Consider the following 26,942-nt stretch of genomic DNA (forward strand, 5'->3'; position numbering starts at 1 on the left):
AAGAATGAATCAGAAGATATTAATTGTTGATGATGAGCCTCACATTCGACTTTTGTTAGAACAAACCCTTGAGGATCTTGAAGATGAGGGCGTGGAATTACTAACGGCAACCAATGGTGAAGAAGCATTGGAGACAATTAAAACAGAAAAGCCAGCTCTTGTTTTTCTCGACGTAATGATGCCTAAAATGAATGGATTTGATGTATGTAATGCGGTTAAAAATGAACTAGAGATTAAGGACGTTTACATTATCATGCTGACTGCTAAGGGGCAAGAATTTGATAAGCAGAAGGGAAATGAAGTAGGGGCGGATATGTATATGACAAAGCCTTTCGATCCAGATGAGGTAGTGGCAAAAGCATCGAATATTCTAGAAATGGAGAAAGCTTAATTTTGTGAATAGATGTGATTGAACTATGTAAGTGTAGGTAGGTGTAGCCTGGGCGTTAGCGATCGCGCTATCGTATCGCCTCGATGTAGCCCGTACTTTGGGCTTAGGAAAAGAAAAAGATGTAGGATTGCTATAGCACAGTAGTAACTGTAATCAAGATTTTTGCAAAAATCAAAACGGCGTTGAATGCCTACAGAGCTAGCTCAAGCGCCTGTAAGATCAATCGTAAAAATATTTAGCAATATTAATTTTTTAATCAATTTTTGTCACCAAACGTTGAGGGTAAAATATGCAGTCAGAACCGAAAGCAAACATCCTTTTGGTTGACGACCATCCAGAAAATCTGCTGGCGTTAGAGGCAGTATTGAGTAGCTTAGAGCAGAATCTAGTAAAAGCAAATTCGGGGATGGAAGCCTTAAGATGTTTGCTAAATGAGGATTTTGCTGTGATTTTGCTCGATGTCCAGATGCCAGAACTGGATGGATTTGAGACAGCAAGGCTGATTCGAGCTAGAGAGCGATCGCGCCAGACTCCGATTATTTTCCAAACCGCATACGGCACAAGCGACACGAATATATTCACAGGTTATTCCTTAGGCGCGATAGATTACCTGGTTAAGCCGATTGAACCGGAAATATTACTCTCAAAAGTATCGATGTTTGTTGACCTGTTTAAGAATACAGCACAGGTAAAACAACAAGCATTGGACTTGGAAGCCATCAATGCAGAACTTAAGAAAAACGAACAGCAATTTCGTTCTTTCAGTGCTTGTTTGCCAGTCGGCATTTTTATGACAGATATTGAAGGTAAATGCACTTATACAAACCCGCGCTGTCAAGCAATTTGTGGCTTTACACTTGAGGAAAGCTTGGGAGATGGTTGGTTGCGGTCAGTTTATCCCGAAGATAGCGATCGCGTCATCGCACAATGGTATACCTACACTCGTCAGCGGAAGGAATATTCGCACGAATGTCGCTTTCAAACACGAGAGGGAATTGTACGTTGGGCTTACATTCGGTCATCTCCTTTGCTTTCCAATAAAGGCGAACTCATCGGTTTTGTGGGAACAGTAGAAGACATTACTCCTACTAAAGAGGCAGAGGCATCACTACGAGAGAGTAAGCAAATGTTACAGCTAGTGATGAACAACATCCCGCAGTTAATTTTTTGGAAAGATAGAAAGTCTGTTTATCTGGGTTGCAATTACAACTTTGCGCGAGTAGCAGGGGTTAATACGCCAGAAGGCATTGTTGGCAAAACAGACTACGACTTGGCTTGGAATAAGGAGGAGGCGGACTGGTACCGCGAGTGTGACAATCGCATCATGGAGGCAGATACGCCCCAATATCATATCGTTGAAACTCAATTTCAAGCAGATGGCAAACAGTCTTGGGCAGAAACGAATAAGATTCCACTCCATGATGATGCAGGGAATGTTGTAGGTATTCTAGGTACCTATGAAGACATCACTGATAAAAAGTTGGTAGAAGAAACCCTGAAAAAGTCTGAGGAAGAGTTAAAAATTCGAGTAGAGGAACGTACTCTTGAATTGAATCATACTATTCAGAATTTGCAAAGCGAGATTGCCGAGCGCCAGCGGACGCAACAAGAGTTACAACAAGCTAAAGAAGCCGCTGAAGTTGCTAATTGTGCCAAGTCAGATTTCTTATCTCTTGTTTCCCATGAGTTAAGAACACCTCTTACCTCCGTCTTGGGATTCGCAAAAATTATCAAGAAAAAACTAGATTCCGTTATATTTCCTGAAGTTCAAAGTGAAGATAAGAAAGTTCGGAAAACCATCAAGCAAGTAGAAGAAAACCTGGACATCATTGTGTCTGAAGGGGAAAGACTAACAAATTTAATCAATAGTGTCCTTGATTTGGCAAAGTTAGAAGCAGGAAAGATTGAGTGGAAAACAGAACCAATTTATATATCTGAAATAATTGAACAGGCAACAGCGGCTACATCCGCCTTATTTGAAACGAAGCCGCTAAAGTTAATTAAGGATATCGAAAATGAACTACCTGAGCTAGTGGGTGATAAGGATAGACTCGTTCAGGTTGTGATTAATTTAATTTCCAATGCTGTCAAATTCACGCCAGAAGGCTGCATAACTTGCAGAGCAAAAAAAATCAACAACGAGGTTATTATCAGCGTTATTGATAGTGGTATAGGCATCGCCGAGGCTGACCAAGAGCAAGTATTTGAAAAATTTAAGCAGGTAGGTGATACATTAACAGACAAACCTAAAGGAACTGGTTTAGGACTGCCCATTTGCAAGCAAATCGTAGAACATCATCAGGGTAGAATCTGGGTAGAAAGTAAATTGGGTAAAGAAAGCAACTTTTCATTCACCTTACCTATCAGTACAGGCGGAAATTTTGAGTTTGAAAAAGTTGATTTGGACACCCTTTTAAAACAACTAAAAGGTCATGTAATCACTTCTAAAGCCTCTTCCAATAAACAAAAGAAAACAATTCTGGTAGTAGATGATGAAGCATCTATTAGAGAACTTCTCACACAGCAATTAGAAGCAGAAGGTTATATTGTTAGGCAAGCTAAAGACGGTATGGATGCCATTACACAGGTTAAAAAAGAACATCCTGATTTGATTATTCTGGATGTGATGATGCCTGCCATGAATGGATTTGATGTGGCAGCAGTACTGAAAAATGACCCTGGAACTACAACCATACCGATAATCATTTTATCAATTATAGAAGACAAAGATAGAGGCTATTGTTTAGGAATTGACAGGTATTTGGCAAAGCCAATTAACCAGGAAGAACTTCTAAATGCTATCGAATCGCTTCTGGCTCAAGAAACCTCAAAGAAAAAAGTTTTGGTAGTAGATGAAGATGAATCAACAATCAAGATACTTACTGATGTGTTACAGGCAAAAGGCTACAGCGTTGTTGAAGCTTCTAACGGTCAGGAATGTATCGAAAAGGCAATCTCAGCCAAGCCCGATATGATTATCATCGATTCAATCCTTTCAAAGCGAGACAATCTTGCCAAAACATTGCGATTTGAGAAAGGGCTGGAGAATGTTTTGTTTTTTTTAGTAGCAAACGGAAATGTAAATGGTCTAAATCAGTCGTGAGGGTTACAGGAATTTAACGTAGACGCGATCGCATCTTGCCGTCTCTACACCTGTTGCTGGTTCATACCCACTCCTTTCATACAATTTGACTGCTTCTTTGAGAACGCTGGCGGTTTCAATCCAAATTTCCTGAAAACCACGAGAAGCGATCGCATTTTCGAGTTGTTCTAACAAATACTTACCTAGTCCTTGCCCTCTCACAGCTGGCAATAGATACATTTTGCGTAATTCTACCGCTCTGTCCCCGCGCTTCACTGGATAATACGCGCCAGTCCCTACTACTTGCCCTTGTTTTTCAATTACCCAAAACTCACCCCCAGTATCCTGATAAAATTTTTCTACCTCTAGAACATCCCGATCTGCCTCCTCTGGTTGCCAAGGCAAGCCATACTCGGTTAACACCGAATGGATGACATCAGCTGCAAAAGTGCGATCGCGCTTTTCCCAGCCACGAATCACAAAATCCCGATATTGAGCTTTCATCTGCTTCTTGCCTTTAGCTGTGAATTCGCGGTTCTGGATGCAGCGTTTCCAGCAACTGACTCTCAACGACGGCTAATTCCTCCAGCCGTTGGTTGACAACAGCACGCTCAAAGTAAGTATCGGCAAGCACCCAATAAACGCCATAGTGACGTGCTTCAGATGCCATCAAGCTGCCATAAAATTGGGCTAACTCTGGATCGGGTAAATGGGTGGCGAGTAATCCCAGCCGTTCGTGACTTCGAGCCTCAATCAACCCAGAAACTAGCAAAGAATCCAATAACCGCTCTGGCTCCTTGGCGCGGATTTGCGCCTTCATCCCGGCACCGTAGGGAGGCGCAGAGAGGGCAGCAAGGGGGATGCCACAACGTTCCAGCCACTGATTAACCAGCTCAAAGTGTTCCAGTTCTTCGCAGGCGATCCTGGTAAGCTGCCGCACTAACTGAGTATAAGAAGGGTAGCGAAACATCAAATTCAAGGCAACTCCGGCTGCTTTCCGTTCGCAGTGGGAATGATCGAGCAGAATAGTATCCACGTTAGCGATCGCCTGATTTACCCAAGCGATACTACTAGCTTGTTTCAGGGCAATAATAACTGGCAGCGTAGCAGAAGACACAGTAGAAGACACAGGAGGCAAGGAACTTTAAGGGAAAAAATCCTGACATTTAACGATAGCGAGAGAATTTTCCGGTTGATTGTCTCGCTCTGTTTTACCCAACACTCGACTGCCTTCAGAGAGATTCCCGATCCCAGAAGGTTCTACTCAAGCTAGGCGAGATATGATTAATAATGTAGTCTACCATACTTACAATTTGATACATCCCGCCACTTAGAAGAGAATTTAGAACTTAAAAGTCAGCTTTAAAAATATACCTTTGACTTTTAACTTCCCATTTCTAGTTGGTTTTCCCAGTGCTTTTTTGGTGTTCCCTATTCAGGCTGTGCATCCGCTCCGTGAAACTCTTAATACAAGGACATTCCCTTTTTTGACATTCTCCTACTTGATTGACTTACTAATCAACCCAGTTTTAGCGTGGTTATCAGTTTTAACGGGCTATAAGTTGCATCTAGCTGTAACGGAGCAGACGCAACAAACATATTACCAATGGTTTATTGGTAAGACATGGAATTTGATGATACTGTGCCGCGTTTGAAAGTCACTTCCCCACCCGCGCTATAACCTGGGCGACATGACTAGGGATGTCCATGAGTGTATAAGTTTTGATCGACAGTGATTCGGTGTCTTACTTTGAGGCGCTATCTAAGGTTGTGAGTAATCGGATTGAGGATGAGCAAAATGACCCCCCGTCGCATTGTGATTGGTGATGTACATGGCCACTACGAAGGCCTGATGACCTTATTGGAAGCGATCGCTCCTTCCTCAAATGACTCGGTTTATTTTTTGGGGGATTTAATCGATCGAGGGCCTCACAGCGCTCAGGTTGTTAAATTTGTTAAGCAAAATTCCTACCATTGTTTGTTGGGCAACCACGAGCAAATGTTATTAGACGTGTTGGGCGATGGACAAATTTACGGCCCAGCGCTGCAAGGATGGCTCTACAGTGGCGGTCATGCAACCGTGAACAGTTATGGGGAAGCGGGTATTCCAACAGAGGATATCGAGTGGATGCGATCGCTACCCACATATTTAGACTTAGGCGATGTCTGGTTGGTTCATGCAGGCGTCCATCCGCAAATTCCCTTCGAGAAGCAAACCGCTGAGGAATTTTGCTGGATTCGCGAAGAATTTCACAGCATTCCCCAGCCGTACTTCCCAGATAAACTGATCGTTACAGGTCACACCATCACTTTTACCCTGCCTGGAGTAGCACCAGGGAAACTTGCCCAAGGCAACGGCTGGCTTGACATCGATACGGGTGCCTATCACCAGAAAAGTGGCTGGTTGACAGGCTTGGATCTCACGAACAACTTGGTTTATCAAGTCAATGTGGCGCGGCGTCGCGTTCGTAAACTACCCCTGAAAGAAGCAGTGACGCAAATCGATCCATCCCAGGTAAGTCGGATGCGCCGCCAAATGCTCAAACCTTAAGTCAGGGCGCGAATTTTCGCTTTATAAGCCTGCTTATCCAACCCATCACCGACGTTGGCATCTTCCGGGTCAATGGCACGTTCCAAAGCCTTAATCCTATCCGAGGTTGCCGGATGGGTACTTAAGAAAGTAGGCACCGAATTTGCCCTGAGCAGCTTTTCCATGAAAGCCACCATTCCAGAGGGAGCATAGCCTGCCCTAATCATGGTTTGCAGTCCCTTTTGATCCGCCTCGAATTCATCTTGCCGACTGTTCGGACGCCGTAGAGCCAAATCCACGCCAATTTGAACGGCTAGGTTACGATCCAACCCCGCTGCTGCCGCTACGCCGCGAGCTAGCGCACTTTTTCGCATCTGCTCAATTGCATGACGACCGGCAATATGACCGATTTCGTGACTCATGACACTCGCTAGCTGAGCTTCATTATCTGCTGCTGTGAGCAAGCCAGTGTTGACGTAGACAAAGCCTCCCATTGTCGCAAAGGCATTGAGACCCTTATCGTTAACGACTTGAAACGTATAAGGAATATCAGGGCGATCGCTCTTCGCCACCAACCGCTGACCAATCTCTTCAACGTAGCGAACAATTTGGGGATTGCGATACAGCCGAATCTCCCGACTGACTAGCTGGTTATTAATTGCCCGACCAATTTGGACTTCCTGTTTATCAGAAATACTCGACAGCTGAATTACCTGAACGCCGCGCAAAATCAAGTCAAACAACGAGATTGCTTGCCCAGACTGAGGCAAACCGACACAAATAAACAGCGCCACCACAGATGAGAGGAACGGATAGAACCAGCGGCGGGAGGAACGACGGGAAAAAAATGACAAGGGGTTCAACTTCATAGCGAATACGAGTAATAATCAAATCGACAGTTGCGATCGGCGACCAGTCTTGACAATTTCAACACTCCCTACCCTGAAAGCAGGCGAGGCAACACCACATTTTTTAAGTCACAATTTCGGGTTCTTGTTCTTCTTCCCAAGCATCAGCCCAGAGAAAGAGAATCTTATAGAATGCGATCGCATCTCCCCGTAAATGTGACAACAACTTTCATTAGTCTGAAACAAACAGACGTGATTTGAGAATTCTAAGTTGCAGCTTCAACCGTAATCGAGATATTTTGCGATCGCTCAAGCCTGGGCAGAGCCTCCAACTAAGATCGCTCCCCCGTACAATACTGATTCGGTACTCCTGAAAATTTAGCCATTTTTCATCACCAGATTCGGTGAATGTCCTGATGAACTGGAGGGCAAGTTTACCGAAAATTTAAATAGAATCCTGTGCCCCGATAACCAGATGCAAGCTCAAAGCCTCTCCCTAACGATCGCTCAATTAGTCGAGCAATTATTAACTACGCGCAGAATTACTCGCCATGACCAACAACGGCTGATGGCGGCGCTGTTATCGAAGACGGCTCTCAGCTCCGAAGAGCAGATCCAAGTCAACCGAGTATTTGACAGCCTGAAACAAGGCTACATCCGTGTCGTAGACTAAGTTAGGCAGTCTTTTCAGGAAGGCTTTACAACCAGCCATCTGCCAGCACTCTCTAGGCGACACTCATGGTACTCTGACAAAAGACTGCCGGATTAAGTATCATCTACCTTGTGATTTGTAGAGTTAGAGGTTACTGAATCTCCCCAGTTTTTTAGCTAGAGCCAGGACAATTCTACATGAAGATTTTGGATTCTCAAGGTCGCTTATTCGGCAAGGTGAGCATCTTAGATGTGGGTGCTGCCTTAGTGATTCTCTCCGTTATTGTGGGAATCTTCTTTTTTCCCGGCACTTCCGGTTCGGTTGCCCAAGTCGGCGTTACCACAAAACCCGTAGAAATGGATTTGATTGTCCGGGGTTTAAATGTGCGAGATCCCCAGGCTTTAATCGACCAGTTCCAGAAGGACAAAAAAACGAATATTATTATCCGCAATCAACCTGCCGGACAGATGGAGATTAAATCCATCAAGATCCTGCCCCGAAGCGTGACCGTCCCGCAACCGGATGGTTCTGTCAAAGCGCTCCCCGATCCTAGACCTGATTCTTTCAGCACCGATATGCTGATGACTTTCGGTACTAAAGCCCAAATCACAAAAGATGGGCCGGTTGTGGGCGGTACCAAACTCAAAATTGGCATTCCAGTAGAACTAGACGGCTCAGGTTATAACTTCAATTCCACAGTCATTGATATCCGGTTACAAGGCTAATCTTGCGCTAGAGAAACCCGCTATCTTTTAAAATAATGGGTTTCTCTGACATTTCTACTTCAGTTCTACTTCAGTAAGTCTAAAAATCGCCGGATGAAGCCGATTGTCACCGCAGGCAGTTCCAGTTGGGGCGTCAATCCCACATCATCAAGCGCCTGAAAAACTCGGACAGCTTGCGGATTTAAAGCTGCTAGCCGCCTGCCAACTTCCGGACCCGTAAACTCGGACTTTTCCCCCCACATTATGGCAGTAGGCACGTTTAGCTGAGTGATGTACAGGGATAGATCGAAGCATAAATCTCCCCGAACAAAAGAGAGCGCTGCATATTCCGCATTGGGTTGTTGGGCAGATTGCAGATAAGCGTCTACGATTTCCTGGTAGACGCGGCGGCTACGAGCAAATTGTCGCTGTTCTAGGAAACTACGGATGCCACCCTCCGTAGCAACGCCCGTGCTATAGAGCAAGCGATCCAGAATGGGCGTAGCAACGAGTTGGGCAAAAAAGCTACGGGTGTAATTTTCCCCAAAGTCAGACAGACCCGCCGGTGTGGTGAGAATCAGGGACTTAAAGAGATCGGGGCGAGCGATCGCAGCTCGAATTGTAAAAGCAGCCGTGAGAGAAGATGCCACGACGGGTACTGGCTCGTTACAAGTCTGCTCGATGAACTCAATAATTGTGTTGATGTAGTCATCTATCTGGTAATTGCGTGCGGGGTGGTCAGACCGACCCCAACCAATTAGGTCGGGTGCAATCACTCGATAATCGGTTGCAAAAGCTGGATAGACTTTCGACCATTCGTAGGCGGATGACCCACCACCAAAGCCATGTAGGAAAACCAACGTGGGCAGATTCTCTGACATGGCTGCATCCGCCGAGCGCCAAGGTGCCCCCTTGGGGGTGTAGTACACCACTCTTCCCAAGGAAGTGACAATCGATTGCATCTCAAAGCCGGGTGGCTGAATCATGAATAAACCTCATTGTTATCGCCACGAGCGCTCATTGTCGCGAATTGTTGAGTGTTAGAACGTCTGACTACTGGTTGATTCCTAACACCCAGTTTCAATCGGCGATGCTCAGTTGAGCTGGTGACTGATACTATTTTAGATTTTTGCTTTAGACTTTGAACGATGAAACGCTTGCATATAGGTGGTTTCAGAATTTCTCATCGGGTAGCGTCAGACCAAACGATCTAGCAGCAAATGCGCCCAGCCTACCTGGAGCAACGATCCTGTAATTTATCCGCAATTTAAAGGAACGATAAAACAACCGTCTTGAAATTAAAGATTTTGCAAATAGTTATCCCTAAAGGCAGATGTAAATTAAGGTAAAAATACATCAGCCGGTTGATAAGACTTTCCGCTATGCCAATCCAGCCGCTGGTTTTTTTCCGCCAAATTAGAAAAAATCAGAGATAATCCAAACGGTAGGGGGTGAAACCCCTCACCGGGTTTTTGCGTATTTAAGTAACAGGGTGTGTGCGATCGCGATGGCAATCGGTCATCAGCCAATGTTGATGACTGGAACATTTCTTCTAAAACTTCCCTCACAAGAAATTAAAAATGCGGAATTTTTTGCCTGAGGGAAGAAGCATTACTCGGAATCAGATCGTAAAAGACGCCCCATAAGTCAAGGAGGCTGAATGAACAGAGGGGGGATTAGTAGCTTCAGGTCGTCACTCCCAAGTGATAGCTCCGTCAAGTCTGGAGATATCTGCGTCGGAGTAATAAACGGCGATCCAGTTCTTGAAAAAGTACATTCACAGAATGTTATGGCAAAGCAATGCAGTCTTCCGTGGGATGAAATCAGCGACTTTAACGCATCCGCATCCGCACCAACAATTGAGTCGCTCAGTGGGTCCACCGTTGTCGCTTCTCCTAGCGAGGAGCCGGCTAGCGCTGACTCCGGCTTCCCCTTACATAAGGGAACCTGCGTTCGCCTCAACATGGAAGACTTGAAATGCTTTGACGTGGTGGAGCGCCAGTTTCAGCAATGGGGTCTCACGTTTAGAAATGCGATCGCTCTCCATCCCTCCAACCCCGCTTTCCCCCCTCGATCTGGCACCACCGTCCTCATGGGTGCCCCTAAAAACGGCTTGATAGAAATTTCCTTTGAGTTTCCGGTTCGCTTTGTCAGCGGCTTTGTCACCAGTTCTCAGCGAACAATTTTATCTGCCTACGACCAGCAAAACCAACTCCTGGGACGCTCGGAGTTAACAGAGCCAAATCTAGCCGGAACGAATTCCAATATTCCTCCGAACAGTCAGCTGAGCGTCGCAGTACCAAATATCTATCGGATCACCTTCTACGCTTTTGATGGCTGTCTGACCGTCGATGACTTGAGCTTTGGTTTGTGAGCGGTCATCGGTCATTGGTTCGTAGTCATTGGTCAACTTGGTAAAACAAAGGACGAATGACTACGGGCTACGAGCTTAGGACTAAAAGGTATTACGATAGTTAACTCGTTAGGTATAATCTATCTGACTTAAGCAGGAAACTTTCGTGGCACAGGCGTCGTCTTGGCGACAACAACTCGTAAACCAGATCCAATTGGCTCTGTCGCAGAAACAATTAAAAATGCCAGTCCTCAAGCTGTTTCCCCGGCACCCAGATCAGGGATCGGGCAGCTGGCTGGTGGTGAGCGCCGTTGTGGTGGTGATGCTGTTCTGGAACTGGAAGCTCCTACTGGCTACCGGCGCTGGTGTGTTGGTAATGTTGCTGGTTTACCTGATGCAGGAGTGGGACTGGCAAGTACACTGGTCGAGCCTGCAACGGTTTTTTAGTGGTTCCAACCGGCAATTAACGCTTGCCGTTGGCAGTGGCGGCATTGCCAGCCTCAGCACCTATATGGCAGTTTCCATCTGGGTAGACTCTGACAGTCCCTGGATTGCTGCTGGTGCAATTCTTCAAGGTCTGGGCACTCTGGCAACCCTAATCCTGTTGGTCTGGCAAATTATTAGCCGTCAACTGAATCGGGATGAAGCTAACCTGAACCATTGGTTAACGGAGCTGACGCAGGTAGACCCCCTGAAGCGTCTGATTGCGGTTCGCCGACTTTGTGCCTTAGTCACAGAGGCTCGGTTAGAGCGGGAGCATCGACGTAGTGTTGCCGAATACTTTCGGCTGATGCTGAATCAAGAACCGGAAGCAGCGATCCGAGATGCGGTTCTCGATGGTCTGCAAGCATTGGAGAGTAACCAGCCGTTAATTAAGGGTAGTCAACCGTTAAAGACGCCTGTTGTTTTGAAGCGCTCTGTGGCTAAAGTCCGCAGGAAGAATTAAGCAGGGGGGCAGAGGAGCCGAGAGACAGGGAAGAAGCGATCGCCCCCGCTTAATTTTTGCTTTTTAATATCTCTTTTTAATTCTCAAACTTGGGTTCCGCTTTCTCCACAGAGGAATCATTGACTCCTAGCGTCAGCTCTAAAGGCGTTTGGGAAGGATATGCCTTGACAACCTCTCGATAAACATCGTAATTCGTCGGCAAGGCAACACTCTGCCCGTTGCTGCGATAAGTAATTTGGTAATTCACATCTCGCAAAATCTCTGGCTGGCTTGCCTTTTCGGCAGGTTGCAGCCGCTGTTCAATTTCATCAAGCGTGGGTCGTGGTGGCAGTGCAGACCACCAAAGTTCCCATTCGTCGGGGCCAATTACCGCGCCTTCTGGCTTCTCCCCATTGCGGTTGAGTAAGGAAGTAGAGCCAAAAGTTTCGATTCGCTCTTGATTGCGACCCGGATTAGTCGAGTAACCGACTTTCCAGGTTAAAGTTGTCCGGGCGGTTGCTTCATACTGGTTAGTGGTTACGGTGCTGCACCCAGAGAGAGCAAATAAAAGAGAAGCTCCCGCCAGTATGGCAAAACATGGTCTTTGTTGTTTAAATTGACCTTTGAGACTCACCGTCTGTTGACACCCATTAGAAAAACGACATCAAAGAGCAAATGCAGCTAGCTCCGCTATTTCCTATTGTGTACCGAATTCTTCAGCCTGCCTTTCCCCGTTGTCTGTGGTCGGGTACTGGAAATTCACGAGCGATCGCTCTCACGTTTGATGATGGCCCCCATCCCCAATACACTCCCGAACTCTTGAAAGTGCTAGACCACTACGGCATACCCGCCAGTTTTTTTTGGCTGGGTGTTTGCGTTAACCGCGCACCAGCGACTGCCAAAGAAGTCTACCGGCGGGGTCACTGGCTTGGGCTACATGGGTACGATCATCGCGCTTTTCCCAAGCTGAGTCCAGCTGACCTCAAACAAAGTATGGAACAGACACAGCAGGCGATCCAACACGCCTGTCAACTCGATCCACGATTTATTCGTGACGTTCGACCTCCCAATGGTTTGTTTACACCCCAGACCTTAGATTTATTGCAGCAGTGGAACTATCGACCTGTCATGTGGAGCGTGGTGCCGGAAGACTGGGTACAGCCTGGGGTTAGCGTCGTCGTACAGCGAGTTTTGCGGCAAGTCCAAAATGGTTCGGTCATTGTTTTGCATGATGGCTATTATGGAGGTCAAGATGTGGCTGAAACGACCGCCCAGTTAGTGCCTAAACTATTGCAGCAAGGATATCAATTTGTTACCATCGATGCGCTGTGGCAGCAAAGTCAGTTGACCTCTTTAACCTAAATACGAAATATATTGATGTTTTCTCTGTCACATTTTGGCTCTTGTTGATTAGAATGACGGAATAGAATTCAGCCATTTGTCGCAACCCATCGCCCATCAAGCGTCAGTAGGATAGAGTTGCATTTAAGCAAAATGCGAAATCAAGCAATATTTTCTCTAGTTTTGCCTAAACGTTCATTACTGCTTAGTGCTACTCTCCCCAAACCTTTGACGCTTAACTATAGGCTATTTATAGAAAGACAGCGCTCAACTGGCTGGAGGCATCACCAAATCAACCAGCGAGTGTTGCTGGTAAATCCTGTACAAGCTAGTTGAAGGAGATGAGATCGGAGTGGGTGTATCAATTCCAATCGGATTATCCATTGGGAAAAGCCGCCTTGACATTAACTTCATATTTGAAGGTTTAAATAAACCAAAAGCGTGCAAGTTTTGTGAGAAAGGCTACAATCGGAAAGGTTTTGAACACTACCAGCATTAACACCTATTTCAACGCGGTTATCGAACGCTGGCGTTGCACGCAAGCGCATTCTCTCTTTTCTCTCATTGAGCCAGTCAGCAAGCGTTGAAAGCTGGCAAGGTAAACGACTGGCTAACTTGTTTTGTAGATTAACTAACACCATCTTCTGGTCTTTAACTGAAGGAGCATGAGGAATTCGGCATGACCCAGGCCAACGACGTACTCGAAATCATCACTCCGCCTGAGAGCGAGTTGGATCTCTTAATTGATGAAGACGCGGATCAAGACGACTTTGTAGACGTAACGCCCGATGAAGACGAAGGTAAGCCTGGTAAGGTCAGTAGATCCCGTCGTCGGGTGCAAACGAAAAAGAAACACTACACTGAGGATTCGATTCGTCTCTATTTACAAGAAATTGGTCGGATTCGTCTCTTAAGAGCCGATGAAGAAATTGAACTCGCACGCAAGATAGCCGACTTACTAGAATTAGAGCGTTTGCGCGAGCAACTGATCGAAAATCTGGAGCGGGAACCGCAGGATATAGAGTGGGCTGAGGGAGTGCTGAAATCTGAGCGAGTCTGGGAACAACTCGCTACTCAGCTAGGGCGAGAACCCCAACAAGAAGAGTGGTCTAAAGAGGTGAAGAAGCGCCTACCAGCGTTCCGACATCGCCTCTATGTAGGTCGCCGCGCTAAAGACAAAATGGTGCAGTCAAACCTGCGTTTGGTGGTTTCGATTGCCAAAAAATATATGAATCGCGGCTTATCCTTCCAAGACTTGATTCAGGAAGGCAGTCTAGGCTTGATTCGAGCCGCTGAAAAATTTGACCACGAAAAAGGTTACAAATTCTCCACCTATGCAACGTGGTGGATTCGTCAGGCAATTACGAGAGCGATCGCAGATCAATCTCGCACCATTCGACTACCCGTTCACCTGTACGAAACCATTTCTCGGATCAAGAAAACAACGAAGCTTCTATCTCAAGAAATGGGTCGCAAACCCACTGAAGAAGAAATCGCTACTCGTATGGAAATGACCATCGAGAAACTGCGATTCATTGCTAAATCAGCTCAGTTACCCATTTCTCTAGAAACTCCCATCGGTAAAGAAGAAGACTCCCGTCTGGGTGACTTCATCGAAGCAGATGGTGAAACCCCCGAAGATCAAGTTTCTAAAAACCTCCTCCGGGAAGATCTAGAAAGCGTCCTCGACACCCTCAGCCCCCGCGAACGGGATGTGCTGCGTCTGCGCTACGGTTTGGATGATGGACGCATGAAAACTCTTGAAGAAATCGGTCAAATCTTCAACGTTACCCGCGAACGGATTCGTCAAATTGAAGCGAAAGCTCTCCGCAAGTTGCGGCATCCCAATCGCAACAGTATTCTCAAAGAATACATTCGCTAGACAATCCTTTTTAGCGAGATAAATAATAGTAGGGGCGGGTTTCTTTACCTGCCCCTACTATTATTTGGGAAACAAAAAACTGGGAGTTCCTAGATAAACTCCCAGCGAGCTTTTGAAATTGACCAAATTTATAAAATTGAAATATATTACATCAGACCCCAGAAGTGAAGCACGCCTTGACCTGTGGTGAGTTCAATCATCATGGCAATGAAAAAGCCGATCGTGGCAAAACGCCCATTCCAATTTTCAGCTTGGGGCGTAAAGCCAATCTTGGTTGCATCGTTGCGGTCTTGAGTTTGCATAGTCTTAACTCCATAAAATAAACTTTTGTTACCATCTGTACAAGAATGTAACTAAAGAATTGTAAACGCGCAGCAATCTGCTTCGCGAGGCAGATGAATTTTAGCTTTGGTGCGAAAATAAAAAGCACTTGGGCTGGATTTCTGACACTCTCTTCGTTTTGCCGGGGACGACCCCCAGCACCCCTCTCTTTAGGAGAATGATATGTTGCTAAACGCCTCACAACCGCTAAGCGATCGCCTAGACGATTACTACCACCAGATCAAGGCTGTCATTCTCAACCGTCAAAATCCGATTACGGGTCTGTTGCCCGCCAGTACTGCAATTAACGCCCACGGCGACTACACCGATGCCTGGGTACGCGACAACGTTTACAGCATTCTCGCCGTTTGGGGATTGGCGCTAGCTTACCGCAAAGTCGATGAAGACAAAGGGCGCACCTACGAGCTAGAACAAAGCGTCGTCAAGCTGATGCGGGGGCTGTTGTTCTGTATGATGCGACAAAGCCACAAAGTCGAGGGTTTCAAACAAAGCCAATCCCTCCTAGACTGCCTGCACGCCAAGTACAACACCAGCACGGGTGATGTCGTAGTCGGCGATGATGCTTGGGGACACTTGCAGTTAGATGCCACCTCGCTATTTCTGCTGATGCTGGCTCAGATGACGGCATCGGGGTTACATATCATCTACGCCATTGACGAAGTCAACTTTGTCCAAAATCTGGTCTATTACATTGGCAGAACTTACAGAACCCCCGATTATGGCATTTGGGAGCGAGGAAATAAGATAAACCGGGGGAATCCAGAACTAAATGCCAGTTCGGTCGGGATGGCAAAAGCCGCTTTAGAAGCAATTAGCGGACTGGATTTATTCGGAGTGCGCGGTTCTCAGGCTTCTGTAATTCATGTGCTGCCGGATGAAATTGCTCGCGCTCGTATGACCCTGAAATCCCTGCTACCAAGGGAATCTAGCTCCAAAGAAGTGGATGCGGCTAGCTTGAGCGTCATTAGTTTCCCAGCCTTTGCGGTGGAAAATATGGAGCTGATGGAACGCACTCGACAGAAAATCATCGACAAATTGGAGGGACGCTACGGCTGCAAACGCTTTTTGCGAGATGGACACCAAACTGTTTTGGAAGATACCAGCCGCTTGCACTACGAACCTTGGGAGTTGCAGCAATTTGAGCATATTGAGTGCGAATGGCCTTTATTTTTTACCTACCTGGTTCTGGATGGCTTGTTTCGAGGAGATGTCGAACAAGTTAAGGACTACCAAGAGTGTCTGGAGTTTCTGCTGATTGAGCAGGACGGTTTGCGGCTGCTACCGGAGCTTTATTATGTCCCGGCGGAAAAGATTGAGGCGGAGAGACTGAACCCCCACACCCAAACGCGCCTGCCGAATGAAAATATCCCCTTGGTGTGGGCGCAAAGCTTGTACCTGCTAGGAGAAATGCTGAGTGAAAAGTTAATCGCGGTGGGAGATATTGACCCGCTGGGACGGCACCTTAGTGTCGGTCGGGAAGGAAACCCGATGGTACAAATTGCGCTGCTGGCAGAAGATGAAAAGTTACAGGCTGAATTAGCAGTTCACGGCATTGCAACGCAGACGCCGCAACAACTGGAGCCGATTCAGGTGCGTCAAGCAACAGAACTTTCGGCGGTTTATACCCAAATTGGGCGGAACGATAAGCTGGGACTCACGGGCAGACCCGTGCGCCGGTTGCGGACTTTAACAACATCGAGGATTTTTCGCATCCGGAGCGAGACGATTGTCTTCTTACCGTCATTTTTGGATCAACAGCAGTTTTACCTGACCCTTGACTACCATTTCTTAGTTGCTGAAATTCAGAGCGAACTCGCTTATATTCAGCGCAATTGGTTTGAGCTAGGACGTCCTACCATGACGTTGTTGCTGACCCACGCAATGCTGGAAACCGGCTCAGAGGCGCTTCTGGAACTGATGCAGGAGCTAAAAGATGGTTTATGCAATGGGGTTCGAGTGAAATTGGGGCGGCTGAATCAGCTGATGCTGACATCTGGGACACAACGAATTGATTTTCTACACGACTTTGAGTTTACCCAATCGCCGGTTCAAGATGCCGCGACGCGGCGGTACTACCTGACCAGCCATCCCGATAAAAATTGGCCGCTGGGTAATACTCAAGAATTTATGCTGGAGTGCGAAACCAATTTGGGGTTATTGCTCTCTAGCCTGCGGGAGTCGGAAAACATCTACGAACAAATCGAGTTGTTGCATACCTTAGTGCGGTTGCAGGGATTGGATTTTGATACCGGCTTTGGAGGGCCGGAACAGCGAGTGACAGTGGCGGATTTGCTGGATGAAGTTTACACCAAGGCAGGCACCAGCGAAGCGTCCCCCCACTGGACGGTGGTACGTCATGCGGCTGGGTTACTGAATAAGGTTGATATTGGCTTGTCGGATGCGGTGACGGATATCCTGGTGCGGGGCAAGCAGATTACGGTGGGCAAGGCGTATACTGAGGCGTCGCTGATGGCACGCCCGATGTCTTATACAGAAATTATGGACAAGATCCGCGAGTTCTGTGGGGAGGATATTCGCGATCGCGTCTTCACTCAAGAAATCCTAATTTACCTGGGTCTGCTGATCAAGGGGGAACCTCAGCTATTTGACGGTTTGCTGACGCTGCGGGTGGGATATTTGATCCTGCTATTGACTAGCGAATTAGCGCACGAGTTGCGGCTGACTCAGGATGAAGCTTATGAACACTTGATGCAGTTAAGTCCTTTTGAAGTGAGAATGCGACTGCGCCAAGTATTGGCTGGGTATGAGGGGATGAACCAAGTGCTGCGCCAGCAAGAATCTTTACACGTCAAACAACAGGAACAGGAGATTGAGTGGGTGGTGCCAGTGGAACCCGATGAGGAAGAGGCACCCACTGCTGGGGGTTGGTTGCGACAGCGACAACTAGATGGGGCACTCAATCGAGTCCCGAAAGATTTTTATCCCAGCGTTTGGAGATTGCTGAAACACTGCAAAGGTGTAGTGATTGGGGATAAGCTAGAGCGTCGCAATCGTTTGGATAGCCATTTGATTTTGTCAGAAATGACGCCAGGGGAAAAGAATTTTGCCCTGCGAATCGAGCATTTACTCAATAAAATACAGGCACCGGAATACCGAAAGGTAAATATTGAGGCATTAATGGAATTGGCAGCGATCGCTCAAGCGAATCCAGAGTTACAAGTAGAAGAATATATTGTGCTAGATGTGCTAATTGGTCATGCCGTGCGCTTGGCTTGGTTGGACAAATTTCCAGAAAGAGCAGACCGCTATGACGAGTATAAAGCCGCCGCATGGCGTGCCTTTTACGGCACTTCTCCCAGAGATTGTGCGGCTTCTATTGTCAAGGCGTTCCGCTTCCTGACTCAATTTGGGCAACGCAGTGCTGCTTAAAGTTGCTTAGATTGAATATTTGAAACGCAAAGGTACGCTAAGGAAAACGCAAAGGTACGCGAAGTTAGATTGATTTCTCTCCGTATCTTTGTGTAAAAAGTAGATATTAGCGTTGAAGTTATATGCTTAATTTTTTCGCTAATTTAATATCATCGAAGTTGGGAAAGGCAGGCGCTTAAGAGGATAGCGATTATAGTAAAATTTTCCCCCTAGCTACGCTTACCGACTAGCAACGTTTGGGTGAGTTGCCAGAATAGCATTGGCAAAAGATTGAGTTAATTTATGTTTCAAGCTACTCGTCGGCGATTAGCTATTTGGTACACGGCTGTTACAGCGGTACTGCTACTGCTATTTGCCACTGGGGTTTATTTGTATGTCCGCAACACGCTGATTGAGCGCGTGGATGACACCCTCAATCATGTAGTGGAAGTGGTGCAGCGATCGCTCGTGATTGAAACCGCCCCGAATGGCAGTTCATCCGTCAATGTTGAAGCCAGTTTTCGCAACGATGCAGAAGCCGCTGAAGACGACCACATCGACCTAGAGTGGTTTAGCCCCACAGGTGAATTACTCTGGTCAACTCTCTCCGAACCTTTAGATATTCCCATTCATCTCAACCGCACTGGTGAAACCGTGCCGGTCGTTCGGGCTTCCTGGCAAGGGATATTAGACTCGGAATTTTGGTCTTCGACCAGGGAGGCAACGAAGGACTCCAAGCTGCTTTTGCGACAGGTAACACAACGAGTGCAAATGGGGCGTCAGGTGCTGGGATATCTGCGCGTCAGCCATCCTTGGTTTGAGGTTGCCAAACCGACTCGTTTGTTGATGGTCGATTTGATTTTTGGCACCGGACTAATGTTGATTTCTGTGGCGACTAGCGGCTGGTGGCTTTCCGGGTTGGCGATGGAACCCGTGCGAGAGTCTTACCAACGGCTTAAACAATTCACCGCTGACGCCTCCCACGAACTGCGGAACCCGATTGCCATGATTCAAACGAATGTGCAGGTGGCGCTGGACGATCCCGATCTTGTAGAAGCATCTGGGGAGGCACCCATCCATTACCGACAACAGCTGAAGGTTGTAGAACGGCTTACTAGGCGTTTAGGGCGTTTGGTGGACGATCTGCTATTTCTGGCGCGGCAGGATAGTGGCATGAAACAACGCACTTGGGTTCAAGTTCACCTTGATGCCTTGTTGATGGAGGTGATTGAAGAACAACAGCTAGTCGCTGCGGAGAAAGGTGTCAAGCTATCTCTCGATTTTGGATTGCCAATTTTAAATATGGGAATGATTGAGCAAGAAAATCTCCCCTCCCAAATCCCAAATCCCAAATTTGAAGAGGATGCCTTTGCGATTGAGGGAGATTGGGATCAACTGGCGCGTCTATTCACAAATCTGGTTAGTAACGCCCTGCAATACACTCCAGCAGGGGGTAAAGTTGATGTGATATTGCAATGGGTCGATACCATGAATCGCCTCGCCACGAAACGCCACGGGATGCCCCATCTGCAAGTCGGAGTCAGCGACACTGGCATCGGCATTCCAGAGTCGGCACTGCCCCACATTTTCGACCGATTCTATCGAGTCGATCCAGCTAGAACTCATATCGCAGGAAATACAACGGTAACGGGATCTGGATTAGGGTTAGCGATCGCGCAGGCAATTGTTGAAACTCACCAAGGTCATATCCAGATTGAAAGTATTCTCCATCAAGGTACAACCGTTACCGTCACTTTACCGGCAGCCACAGAAGAATATTAGGAAGGACAAATTCATTCATCTTTCATCCCCTTCCTCATCCTTCCGAAGACTCTACTTTAGAAATGCTTCCCCTGGCAGATGCAGGGATCAAGCTTGACCTACTAATTTCTTGAATAGCGGCTAAGGCAATTTAGCCAAATTTAGACCCAAAAGTGGTTTTGAGACTCTCTTTGAGTTTCAATTGCTCTACTCGTTATATACGAGCGCTTTCTTATGGAAAGTTTAGGGCAAAGCGCCGCGTTTACTAAATCCGACATTCAAAATATAAGGAGATTCTGATGACAATACCCTTAAGAGAAGATGTTGCTTACATTTTACTCAAAAAAATTCACGAAGGTGACAGCGAACCGGGTAAGCATGAAGTAGCCTTCACGGCGGCAGACTTCGCTGGTAGACAAGTCACAGAAACCGACCTGATGGGGCACTTAGATTATTTAAATCAAAAGCAGTATATCGATGCTGAATTTACTGGCAATGCTTACGCTAATCAGGAAGATACCACGGATGTCGTTAATCCGAAAGAGTTCGACTTCCGCATTGCCAATTCCTACGATCCCTCTGATGGTTTAGCACCTCATCTAATTAAATTTAAAAGTGCCAGACTGACCGAAAAAGGGCAACGCCTGTTGGAAAAAATGGAGGAAAACCCGCCAGCAGCCCTTAAGGAAGGTCCTGTGGTTCCCATTGCCACAAAAGATATGCCCTTCCTAGAGAAAGTGATGTTCAGGGGCGAACTGGAAGATATCTTTGATGCTAGAGATATTAGTGAGGTTGTGTTCCGTACCATGCGGGATATGATGACGAATGAAGCCGCCGATCGGGTGACTTCTGAACTGCATGAACCAGTAGAACCGACAGAAGATAAGGCGCTGCAAAACGAAATTGCTGACTTGTGGCAGGATACCAATCCAATTGTCCATTTCCTTAGCCGGATTCGTCCTCCCCTGATCATTAAGGCTGATACTTTTCTATTCCGGATTCGCCAAGAAGCAGGTTTGCCGCAAGGGGTAGAACCAGAAATGGCAATTAAGGCTGTGTTCTCGGCGACAAAAGATGAATTGTCCGAAGAACGGATTCAGGAAATTGCTGGCTTCTTACCCGACAAAATTAGAGAACTCTGGGAGCAAGCCTAACTTTTTGAAAAAGGCAAAAGTAAAAAGAGCAAATTCTTTACTTTCGCCTTTTACTGACTAGAATTTAAATTTTTTTTTGCTGCCCGACGAGTACCAAATTGCTGAAGTCGGGCAGTATAAATGCTTTTAAAAAACTGAATTAAAGGAGAATCAATAATGATTCACAAACATCAGCCAATCAAAAAAACACTAGCGTTAGCAGGCGCGATTTGTGGGAGTTTGCTCTTTGGCTTACCAGCGCTGGCTCAGATGAACTCGGCTCCAGGGGAGATCGACCAACCGCGCGATACTCGCGATCGCCTGATGCAACCACCGGCAAGTGGCGAGCAGATGATGCAACCACCGGCAAGTGGTGAGCAGATGATGCAATCACCCGCGAGTGGCGATCGCATCATGCAAAATAACTCCACTCCTAACAATGTCAACCAATTGCAGAATAACGCTCAGGGTGCTTCGCCGCTAAATCCTTGTCCTAGCATTTTCTACGAATCTAGATACATTCAAGCGGGCATTCGTCCTCCCGCAGGTTGCCCAGCCGCTCCGCCACTCCAGCCAGGTTCTGCGACTGAGACAACATCCCCAGCGCCGCCAAGACCGGGCGCTGAGACGGCACCGCCGACACAACCGGGTGCTGTGATTCAAGCACCAGCCCCGGAACAGCTACAATCTCCCGCTTCTAACGTGATGCCCATGAATGGGATGGTGAATGTCAGGCTGATCAACCAAACCGGCGATCCCATTACTTACCAGGTGCTGGGCGATACCAATCAGCGAAGACTACCGGGTAGAGATAATATTACGCTCCAAGGCTTGAAAACCCCTGTAAATCTGACCTTTCAACGTCCGAATGGGGCACTGTTGAGAGTCGTTCCCCAAACATCAGGCGAACAAGGAATGTTAGAGGTGGTTTTGGAAGAAACAACGGATCTCAGTGTTGACAAAAATGCCATGACTATCCAGGAAAACGGGAATGTCTTGCTGAACTAACCGTTTTAATATTTCCATAATTAGAAATGTAGGGATGCAAAGCTTTGCATCCCTACATTTCTCTTTTGATTCAAACGCTTTATCTAATCCGAATTTGAGCCAAATTGTTGAGCAAAAGTGCTTCTTCCTGCTCATCCCCAAGGGTACGCGCCAAAACGATCGCTCTTTGGTAGAAAGTACGTGCCGTTACTGGGTTGCCGCTCACCTGATAAAGTTGAGCAAATAACCTGAGTGATTCTAGTTCTTGCCGCAAGTTTTGCGATTCCTGAGCCAAGGTTAAGCGGCGATCGAGCAGTTCAAAACCCTCCTGATACTGCCTAAGCTTGCTGTAGACGACCAGCAGACCATCAATTGCTCGATATTGAGTTGAGCGATCGCGTGTTTGCCGACCCAATCTCAGTGCCCCACGGTATGAAATCTGGGCATCCCGATATTGATTGAGTGCCAGATAAGCATCTCCCAAATTATTCACTGTATTCGCCTCGCCCAGCGGGTCTTTCCCCCGACGCCGAAAAATCAAGGCTTCTTCGTAACGTTTAATCGCTTGCAAATAATCGCCGCTATTTGCCGCCGCCAATCCTAGATTACTTAGCGACAGTCCTTCCCCGGCTTGGCTGTTGATGCTTTGGGCAATTGCCAGTGCTTCAGAAAAGCTTGCTGAAGCCGCCTGCATGGCACCTCGTTGCAGCAAAACGGTGCCGACGTTATTTAAGCCATAAATCTGCCCCTGGAAGTCTGGTTCGTCGCGGGCAACCGCCAACCGGCGTCGCAGGGCATCTTCCGCCTCAAAGTAGCGTCCCAAGCGGGCGTAAGTAAGGCCTAAATAATCGTATGTCTGACCGATTGCCCGCCGATCGCCTATTTGTTGGTAAATATCCAGTGCTTGTATCCAGTAAGGAATTGCTTTTGCTAGGTTTCCTCTCTGTTCCTCCTGTGCGCCCAATCGCAGCAGTCGGTCAGCATCTTCCCTCGCATATCCTTGGGTGCCATTGTTCAAGGGGATACTGAGTTGTTGGTCAATACTAACGGCTTTGGCACTGCTCGGCAAGTAAAAAGTAAACAGTAAAAAGATAAAAGAAACAGAAAAGAATCTCAATTTATTAGCATTGTTCTCTTTTATTTTTTGTGCCCTATTTTTGCCTAGTTTAGCGAATGCTGCAAACAACCACCCTCGCTCCTCATAACTCATAGCTAATCGCTCCACTTGCCTCTTGCTTCTCACCTTTTTGTTGCTTAGCTGCTCCTACCAGATAAATTGTGCGAATATCCTCTGGTAAAGAAGCTTCTAACAGTTGATACCCTTCTTGGAGCTTGACTTGAACCTGTGCGGGAGAAATTGTTTCTCCCTCTGCCTGGAGATAAGCGGCAATCCGCGTATGACTCCAGTTAAAGGTCTGCGCCATCAGCACCATCAATCGCAGCATCGGCGGGAATCGCTCCAACGCTTGTTCGACATAACACCACAGGGGCGGGGAAGCCGCTTGTAGGTTGTAATGAATTGACTCCACGGGTGGCAATTCTGCCTGGTTGATACATACAGCAGTAATGTTGATCAGCCAGTTCTGGAACGTTAGCATCCCAGTCCCGCTAACATCGCGCAAATCCAGTCCGCCTAGCTCAAAGTAGATGTGCCGCCAGGTGAGGGCGAAGAGGTAGTCTGCTTGTACAGGCGATCGCGCCAAATGCTGAATCAGGGTATAAACAATCGGACTATAGCGACTGAAAAGCGCTACGAAGAAGCGCCCCTGCTCCGGATGGCGCTGAAACAAAGTCAGTAATTCCTGATCGCTGTAATGAAACAGCGATTTGACAATCGGATGATTGCTTTCAGGGAAATGAGGAATTTGCACGATTTTGAATCACTTACTGGAGTCATTCTATCCAGGAACGATCCCTAATATATCTAGTGTTTTCAGGAATGGAAATGATACTTGTATTTTTAGCCCGTGGGAAGAGTGCCAATCGCCCTTTATTTTTTTAGCTGCTTTGATCGCTTCAGTGCGATGAATGGAGTAGCGATCGCGCTCAACAAACTCCCATCCTTCTGATTATCTTTCTCATTTTGTAAAGGCAAGATACCCGACTTCATAGAGAAATCGGGTATCTGAAATCGTAGCGATCGCCTTGTCTCAGCATCGAGCTAGATGACTTGCTGCGTCAGTTTTATTTAACTTCGGCAGACTTGCGGAGTATTTTAGAGACTCGTTTAAGCTTGATAGAATTAAATAGCACTCTTGACTGCTTTACAGTCAAAGTGTTATGTGCAACCGTAAGTTTAGTTTTCAATAGAGTTCTTCAAGCCTTGTAGGTTCATGGTTCTAGCAGCAATTGATACGATTTCTCTTCTGCCTCAGCTCGTTCATTTAGGTGCTTTTTTCCCTGAATTACCTCTAGATGGTCTCTTGTCTACTCAAGGCATCATGGTGATGCTCTTGGCAGCCTACGCTGGTGCTATGTGGATGTTTCTCACCAGCGCCCCAAAAGTCCATACCGTCATGGTGTCCGATTTAGACACGGCGCGACAGTTTTATGAAGGCTTGCTAGATTTGCCAGTCGCAGAAGTGCCGCTGCACTACTACTACAACTACGAGCAAACGTTGGGAGCTACTGCCATCGATCCGCTTTATCTCTCACCCACGTTGGGAGGAAGCACTGCTACCCAAAAGCTGAATGGTACGGAAGGTTTATGGTATCAGCTCAAGAAGAACACCCAACTGCACGTAATTTCTGGAGCCAGTTTGGGGAAGAAAAACCAGCAGCGCCACGTTTGTTTTGACCACGATTGCCTAGAGATGGTGCTGATGCGGGTGCAAATGCGGGGCGTCAAGCACAAAATTCGCCGCGACAAACCATTGAATTTTTTGGTAAAAGATTTGGATGGTCGCGTGATTGAAATGGCAGAAGTATCGAATTAGCGATCTTGACCTTTCCTTAACTCCTCCCTATTTCTCCCGAACCCTCCCCTTGTAGAGGAGGGTTCGGGAGAAATGTTTGTTAGTGGAAAAGAACAGGAAGAAATTTTTGGATTTTTTGGTTCTTTTTAATTCTCCCCTTCCATAGTCGGGAAGGGGCAGGGGTTAGGTTGATTCTGGGATAGCGTCGGATTTTTCGGGTTTGAGGAGAGGGAAAGCGATCGCATCCCGAATGCTGGCACAATCGGTTAGCAGCATCACTAAGCGGTCAATTCCAATCCCTAAACCACCTGTCGGCGGCATTCCATACTCCAGCGCTGTCAGGAAATCTTCATCCACGCCTTGCGCTTCCAAATCTCCCGCCGCCTTTCGCGCCGCTTGCGCTTCCAGTCGTTGCCGCTGATCGATAGGATCGGTTAATTCTGAGAAACTATTTGCCGTCTCCCGTCCGACGATAAATAGCTCAAATCGCTCTACCAATCCTGGTTTCGAGCGGTGCGGCTTAGCCAGGGGAGAAATTTCCACCGGATAATCCAGCACAAACGTCGGCTGAATCAGATTCGGTTCGCATTTTTGCTCAAAGGCTTCGTTAAGAATTTTGCCAATCGATTCGCATTCTTCTGCGCCTCCGATACCTGCCTCACTTGCTGCTGCGATTGCAGCTTCCAGCGTTGGGAAAGCGGCAAAATCTAAGCCAGTTTGCTCCTTCACTAAGTCGTGCATGGTAACGCGACGCCAAGGCGGTGTTAAGTTAATCGGTTCGCCTTGATAAGTAATTTCCAGCGTCGCCAGCACCTCTTGCGCCACAGTGGTAATAATTCCCTCCGTCAGCGCCATCATGTCCTGATAGTCGGCGTAGGCTTGATAAACCTCAATCGTGGTGAATTCGGGGTTGTGGCGGGTAGAAATCCCCTCATTCCGGAAAATCCGCCCCAGTTCAAACACCTTCTCAAATCCACCTACAATTAGCCGCTTTAGATGGAGTTCTGTGGCAATCCGCAGATACAACTCCATATCCAGCGTGTTGTGATAGGTGATGAAGGGACGCGCATCCGCACCGCCAGCTTCTCCTTGTAACACTGGCGTTTCAATTTCAATAAAGCCCAGTTTATCCAAATAGCGGCGAATTCCGGCGGTAATGAGAGCGCGGCGGCGGAAGGTTTCCCGCACTTCCGGATTAACAATCAAATCCACGTAACGCTGACGATAGCGCTTGGCGACATCCGTCAATCCATGCCACTTATCCGGTAAAGGCAGCAGCGACTTGGTGAGAATCGCGTACTGCTTGACGTAAACCGATAGCTCACCCTTTTCCGTGCGTTTAACTGTCCCCTTGGCTCCCAGAATATCCCCGGCATCCGTTAGATCCTTTAGGTGTTTAAAGGCATCCGGGACATCCGCCATCCCTTCATCGATTCTTTTCTTCTCCAGATACAGCTGAATCGAGCCAGTTTCGTCTTGCAAGGTAAAGAAGGCAAGTTTGCCGAAGACGCGACGCGCCATAATGCGTCCAGCAATGGCGACTTCTACTTCAACTTCTTCACCGCTTGGCAAATCTGCGTATTTTTCCTGCAATTGCGCCGCATGGTGGCTGGATTCCCACTGGTAAGCGTAGGGATTCATTCCCAGTTGCTTTAGCTGTTCGACTTTCTCTAACCGCGTGGCGCGGATATCATCTGAGGACATGGTAAGGAACTTTTAGGGGCAAT

Annotated in this window: 24 protein-coding genes; 14 read left to right on the plus strand and 10 right to left on the minus strand. The window is 47.2% G+C overall.

What is annotated here, in order from left to right; genetic code table 11:
* The first annotated feature begins 4 nt into the window (after positions 1 to 4).
* A complete protein-coding gene (locus NC994_RS13980) occupies positions 5 to 391 on the plus strand; it encodes a response regulator (protein ID WP_190435667.1) in 387 nt (128 codons plus the stop codon).
* A 289-nt stretch (positions 392 to 680) separates the two neighbouring features.
* Positions 681 to 3,494 carry a response regulator gene (locus NC994_RS13985; protein ID WP_190435670.1) on the plus strand — a complete coding sequence of 938 codons (2,814 nt, stop codon included), beginning with the start codon at positions 681 to 683 and terminating at the stop codon, positions 3,492 to 3,494.
* Positions 3,495 to 3,497: 3 nt separating this feature from the next.
* Here the strand turns inward: NC994_RS13985 and NC994_RS13990 are convergent, their stop codons facing one another.
* Together NC994_RS13990 and miaE are read right to left on the minus strand one after the other, a co-directional pair.
* Positions 3,498 to 3,977, minus strand: coding sequence for a GNAT family N-acetyltransferase (locus NC994_RS13990; protein WP_190435673.1), 480 nt, complete (start codon positions 3,975 to 3,977; stop codon positions 3,498 to 3,500).
* A gap of 13 nt (positions 3,978 to 3,990) precedes the next feature.
* On the minus strand, positions 3,991 to 4,590 hold the full coding sequence (gene miaE / locus NC994_RS13995; protein ID WP_190413764.1) for a tRNA isopentenyl-2-thiomethyl-A-37 hydroxylase MiaE: 600 nt from the start codon (positions 4,588 to 4,590) through the stop codon (positions 3,991 to 3,993).
* Between the two features lie 672 nt (positions 4,591 to 5,262).
* Between miaE and NC994_RS14000 the strand changes: the two genes are divergently transcribed.
* Entirely contained in the window at positions 5,263 to 6,024 is a 762-nt protein-coding gene (locus tag NC994_RS14000; RefSeq protein WP_190428811.1) for a metallophosphoesterase, read from the plus strand.
* On the opposite strand, the gene NC994_RS14005 is transcribed toward NC994_RS14000, so the two are convergent.
* The gene (locus NC994_RS14005) at positions 6,021 to 6,872 is read right to left on the minus strand and encodes a M48 family metallopeptidase (protein ID WP_190428812.1); all 852 of its coding nucleotides are present in this window, start codon (positions 6,870 to 6,872) and stop codon (positions 6,021 to 6,023) included. The two genes, NC994_RS14000 and NC994_RS14005, sit on opposite strands and share 4 nt — an antisense overlap.
* Before the next feature lie 454 nt (positions 6,873 to 7,326).
* Here NC994_RS14005 and NC994_RS14010 point away from each other — a divergent pair, with 454 nt between their 5' ends.
* Both NC994_RS14010 and NC994_RS14015 read left to right on the plus strand, forming a co-directional pair.
* Positions 7,327 to 7,524 carry a hypothetical protein gene (locus NC994_RS14010; protein ID WP_190413431.1) on the plus strand — a complete coding sequence of 66 codons (198 nt, stop codon included), beginning with the start codon at positions 7,327 to 7,329 and terminating at the stop codon, positions 7,522 to 7,524.
* Positions 7,525 to 7,700: 176 nt separating this feature from the next.
* Positions 7,701 to 8,228, plus strand: coding sequence for a DUF4330 domain-containing protein (locus NC994_RS14015; RefSeq protein WP_190435676.1), 528 nt, complete (start codon positions 7,701 to 7,703; stop codon positions 8,226 to 8,228).
* A 65-nt stretch (positions 8,229 to 8,293) separates the two neighbouring features.
* On the opposite strand, the gene NC994_RS14020 is transcribed toward NC994_RS14015, so the two are convergent.
* Together NC994_RS14020 and NC994_RS14025 are read right to left on the minus strand one after the other, a co-directional pair.
* Positions 8,294 to 9,193, minus strand: a complete 900-nt coding sequence (locus NC994_RS14020) for an alpha/beta hydrolase (RefSeq protein ID WP_190435678.1) — start codon at positions 9,191 to 9,193, stop codon at positions 8,294 to 8,296.
* Positions 9,194 to 9,547: 354 nt separating this feature from the next.
* Entirely contained in the window at positions 9,548 to 9,754 is a 207-nt protein-coding gene (locus NC994_RS14025) for a hypothetical protein (protein WP_190413438.1), read from the minus strand.
* Between the two features lie 242 nt (positions 9,755 to 9,996).
* Here NC994_RS14025 and NC994_RS14030 point away from each other — a divergent pair, with 242 nt between their 5' ends.
* Together NC994_RS14030 and NC994_RS14035 are read left to right on the plus strand one after the other, a co-directional pair.
* A complete protein-coding gene (locus NC994_RS14030) occupies positions 9,997 to 10,581 on the plus strand; it encodes a hypothetical protein (RefSeq protein ID WP_190426457.1) in 585 nt (194 codons plus the stop codon).
* 145 nt (positions 10,582 to 10,726) lie between these two features.
* A complete protein-coding gene (locus tag NC994_RS14035; RefSeq protein ID WP_190413442.1) occupies positions 10,727 to 11,506 on the plus strand; it encodes a hypothetical protein in 780 nt (259 codons plus the stop codon).
* A gap of 76 nt (positions 11,507 to 11,582) precedes the next feature.
* Here NC994_RS14035 and NC994_RS14040 read toward each other — a convergent pair whose 3' ends face one another.
* Complete coding sequence (locus NC994_RS14040) at positions 11,583 to 12,071, minus strand: hypothetical protein (RefSeq protein ID WP_190435768.1); 489 nt, start codon at positions 12,069 to 12,071, stop codon at positions 11,583 to 11,585.
* Between the two features lie 89 nt (positions 12,072 to 12,160).
* Here NC994_RS14040 and NC994_RS14045 point away from each other — a divergent pair, with 89 nt between their 5' ends.
* Complete coding sequence (locus tag NC994_RS14045) at positions 12,161 to 12,847, plus strand: polysaccharide deacetylase family protein (RefSeq protein WP_190426459.1); 687 nt, start codon at positions 12,161 to 12,163, stop codon at positions 12,845 to 12,847.
* A 658-nt stretch (positions 12,848 to 13,505) separates the two neighbouring features.
* Complete coding sequence (gene rpoD / locus NC994_RS14050; protein WP_190413446.1) at positions 13,506 to 14,708, plus strand: RNA polymerase sigma factor RpoD; 1,203 nt, start codon at positions 13,506 to 13,508, stop codon at positions 14,706 to 14,708.
* 146 nt (positions 14,709 to 14,854) lie between these two features.
* On the opposite strand, the gene NC994_RS14055 is transcribed toward rpoD, so the two are convergent.
* Positions 14,855 to 15,010 carry a chlorophyll A-B binding protein gene (locus tag NC994_RS14055; RefSeq protein ID WP_190435681.1) on the minus strand — a complete coding sequence of 52 codons (156 nt, stop codon included), beginning with the start codon at positions 15,008 to 15,010 and terminating at the stop codon, positions 14,855 to 14,857.
* Between the two features lie 202 nt (positions 15,011 to 15,212).
* Here NC994_RS14055 and NC994_RS14060 point away from each other — a divergent pair, with 202 nt between their 5' ends.
* The 4 genes from NC994_RS14060 (at position 15,213) to NC994_RS14075 (ending at position 22,321) form a co-directional block, all read left to right on the plus strand.
* Complete coding sequence (locus tag NC994_RS14060) at positions 15,213 to 18,440, plus strand: glycoside hydrolase family 15 protein (protein ID WP_190435684.1); 3,228 nt, start codon at positions 15,213 to 15,215, stop codon at positions 18,438 to 18,440.
* Positions 18,441 to 18,722: 282 nt separating this feature from the next.
* Positions 18,723 to 20,201, plus strand: coding sequence for an ATP-binding protein (locus NC994_RS14065; protein WP_190435687.1), 1,479 nt, complete (start codon positions 18,723 to 18,725; stop codon positions 20,199 to 20,201).
* Positions 20,202 to 20,479: 278 nt separating this feature from the next.
* Positions 20,480 to 21,334, plus strand: coding sequence for a DUF2267 domain-containing protein (locus tag NC994_RS14070; RefSeq protein WP_190413454.1), 855 nt, complete (start codon positions 20,480 to 20,482; stop codon positions 21,332 to 21,334).
* Between the two features lie 156 nt (positions 21,335 to 21,490).
* The gene (locus tag NC994_RS14075) at positions 21,491 to 22,321 is read left to right on the plus strand and encodes a hypothetical protein (RefSeq protein WP_190435689.1); all 831 of its coding nucleotides are present in this window, start codon (positions 21,491 to 21,493) and stop codon (positions 22,319 to 22,321) included.
* Positions 22,322 to 22,400: 79 nt separating this feature from the next.
* Here the strand turns inward: NC994_RS14075 and NC994_RS14080 are convergent, their stop codons facing one another.
* Together NC994_RS14080 and NC994_RS14085 are read right to left on the minus strand one after the other, a co-directional pair.
* Positions 22,401 to 23,510, minus strand: coding sequence for a tetratricopeptide repeat protein (locus tag NC994_RS14080; RefSeq protein WP_190435692.1), 1,110 nt, complete (start codon positions 23,508 to 23,510; stop codon positions 22,401 to 22,403).
* Positions 23,500 to 24,171, minus strand: coding sequence for a sigma-70 family RNA polymerase sigma factor (locus tag NC994_RS14085; RefSeq protein ID WP_190413460.1), 672 nt, complete (start codon positions 24,169 to 24,171; stop codon positions 23,500 to 23,502). Before NC994_RS14085 ends, NC994_RS14080 begins: the two co-directional genes overlap by 11 nt.
* 462 nt (positions 24,172 to 24,633) lie before the next feature.
* Here NC994_RS14085 and NC994_RS14090 point away from each other — a divergent pair, with 462 nt between their 5' ends.
* Complete coding sequence (locus NC994_RS14090) at positions 24,634 to 25,236, plus strand: glyoxalase-like domain protein (RefSeq protein ID WP_190413462.1); 603 nt, start codon at positions 24,634 to 24,636, stop codon at positions 25,234 to 25,236.
* A 162-nt stretch (positions 25,237 to 25,398) separates the two neighbouring features.
* On the opposite strand, the gene lysS is transcribed toward NC994_RS14090, so the two are convergent.
* Entirely contained in the window at positions 25,399 to 26,919 is a 1,521-nt protein-coding gene (lysS, locus tag NC994_RS14095; RefSeq protein WP_190435694.1) for a lysine--tRNA ligase, read from the minus strand.
* Between the last annotated feature and the right edge of the window lie 23 nt (positions 26,920 to 26,942).

It is taken from the genome of Trichocoleus sp. AS-A1, from assembly GCF_039962015.1.
In the GTDB taxonomy this organism is placed as follows: domain Bacteria; phylum Cyanobacteriota; class Cyanobacteriia; order Cyanobacteriales; family FACHB-T130; genus FACHB-T130.

Bases quoted from the DNA above. Each gene is read 5' to 3' on its own strand.
- NC994_RS14020 (WP_190435678.1), bottom strand. From the start codon at position 9,193: ATGATTCAGCCACCCGGCTTTGAGATGCAATCGATTGTCACTTCCTTG.
- NC994_RS14000 (WP_190428811.1), top strand. From the start codon at position 5,263: ATGAGCAAAATGACCCCCCGTCGCATTGTGATTGGTGATGTACATGGC.
- NC994_RS14090 (WP_190413462.1), top strand. From the start codon at position 24,634: ATGGTTCTAGCAGCAATTGATACGATTTCTCTTCTGCCTCAGCTCGTT.
- NC994_RS14055 (WP_190435681.1), bottom strand. From the start codon at position 15,010: ATGCAAACTCAAGACCGCAACGATGCAACCAAGATTGGCTTTACGCCC.
- rpoD (WP_190413446.1), top strand. From the start codon at position 13,506: ATGACCCAGGCCAACGACGTACTCGAAATCATCACTCCGCCTGAGAGC.
- NC994_RS13980 (WP_190435667.1), top strand. From the start codon at position 5: ATGAATCAGAAGATATTAATTGTTGATGATGAGCCTCACATTCGACTT.
- NC994_RS13990 (WP_190435673.1), bottom strand. From the start codon at position 3,977: ATGAAAGCTCAATATCGGGATTTTGTGATTCGTGGCTGGGAAAAGCGC.
- NC994_RS14015 (WP_190435676.1), top strand. From the start codon at position 7,701: ATGAAGATTTTGGATTCTCAAGGTCGCTTATTCGGCAAGGTGAGCATC.
- NC994_RS14070 (WP_190413454.1), top strand. From the start codon at position 20,480: ATGACAATACCCTTAAGAGAAGATGTTGCTTACATTTTACTCAAAAAA.
- NC994_RS14010 (WP_190413431.1), top strand. From the start codon at position 7,327: ATGCAAGCTCAAAGCCTCTCCCTAACGATCGCTCAATTAGTCGAGCAA.
- lysS (WP_190435694.1), bottom strand. From the start codon at position 26,919: ATGTCCTCAGATGATATCCGCGCCACGCGGTTAGAGAAAGTCGAACAG.
- NC994_RS14080 (WP_190435692.1), bottom strand. From the start codon at position 23,510: ATGAGTTATGAGGAGCGAGGGTGGTTGTTTGCAGCATTCGCTAAACTA.
- NC994_RS14030 (WP_190426457.1), top strand. From the start codon at position 9,997: ATGGCAAAGCAATGCAGTCTTCCGTGGGATGAAATCAGCGACTTTAAC.
- NC994_RS14045 (WP_190426459.1), top strand. From the start codon at position 12,161: ATGCAGCTAGCTCCGCTATTTCCTATTGTGTACCGAATTCTTCAGCCT.
- NC994_RS14005 (WP_190428812.1), bottom strand. From the start codon at position 6,872: ATGAAGTTGAACCCCTTGTCATTTTTTTCCCGTCGTTCCTCCCGCCGC.
- NC994_RS14065 (WP_190435687.1), top strand. From the start codon at position 18,723: ATGTTTCAAGCTACTCGTCGGCGATTAGCTATTTGGTACACGGCTGTT.
- NC994_RS14075 (WP_190435689.1), top strand. From the start codon at position 21,491: ATGATTCACAAACATCAGCCAATCAAAAAAACACTAGCGTTAGCAGGC.
- NC994_RS14025 (WP_190413438.1), bottom strand. From the start codon at position 9,754: ATGTTCCAGTCATCAACATTGGCTGATGACCGATTGCCATCGCGATCG.
- NC994_RS14060 (WP_190435684.1), top strand. From the start codon at position 15,213: ATGTTGCTAAACGCCTCACAACCGCTAAGCGATCGCCTAGACGATTAC.
- NC994_RS13985 (WP_190435670.1), top strand. From the start codon at position 681: ATGCAGTCAGAACCGAAAGCAAACATCCTTTTGGTTGACGACCATCCA.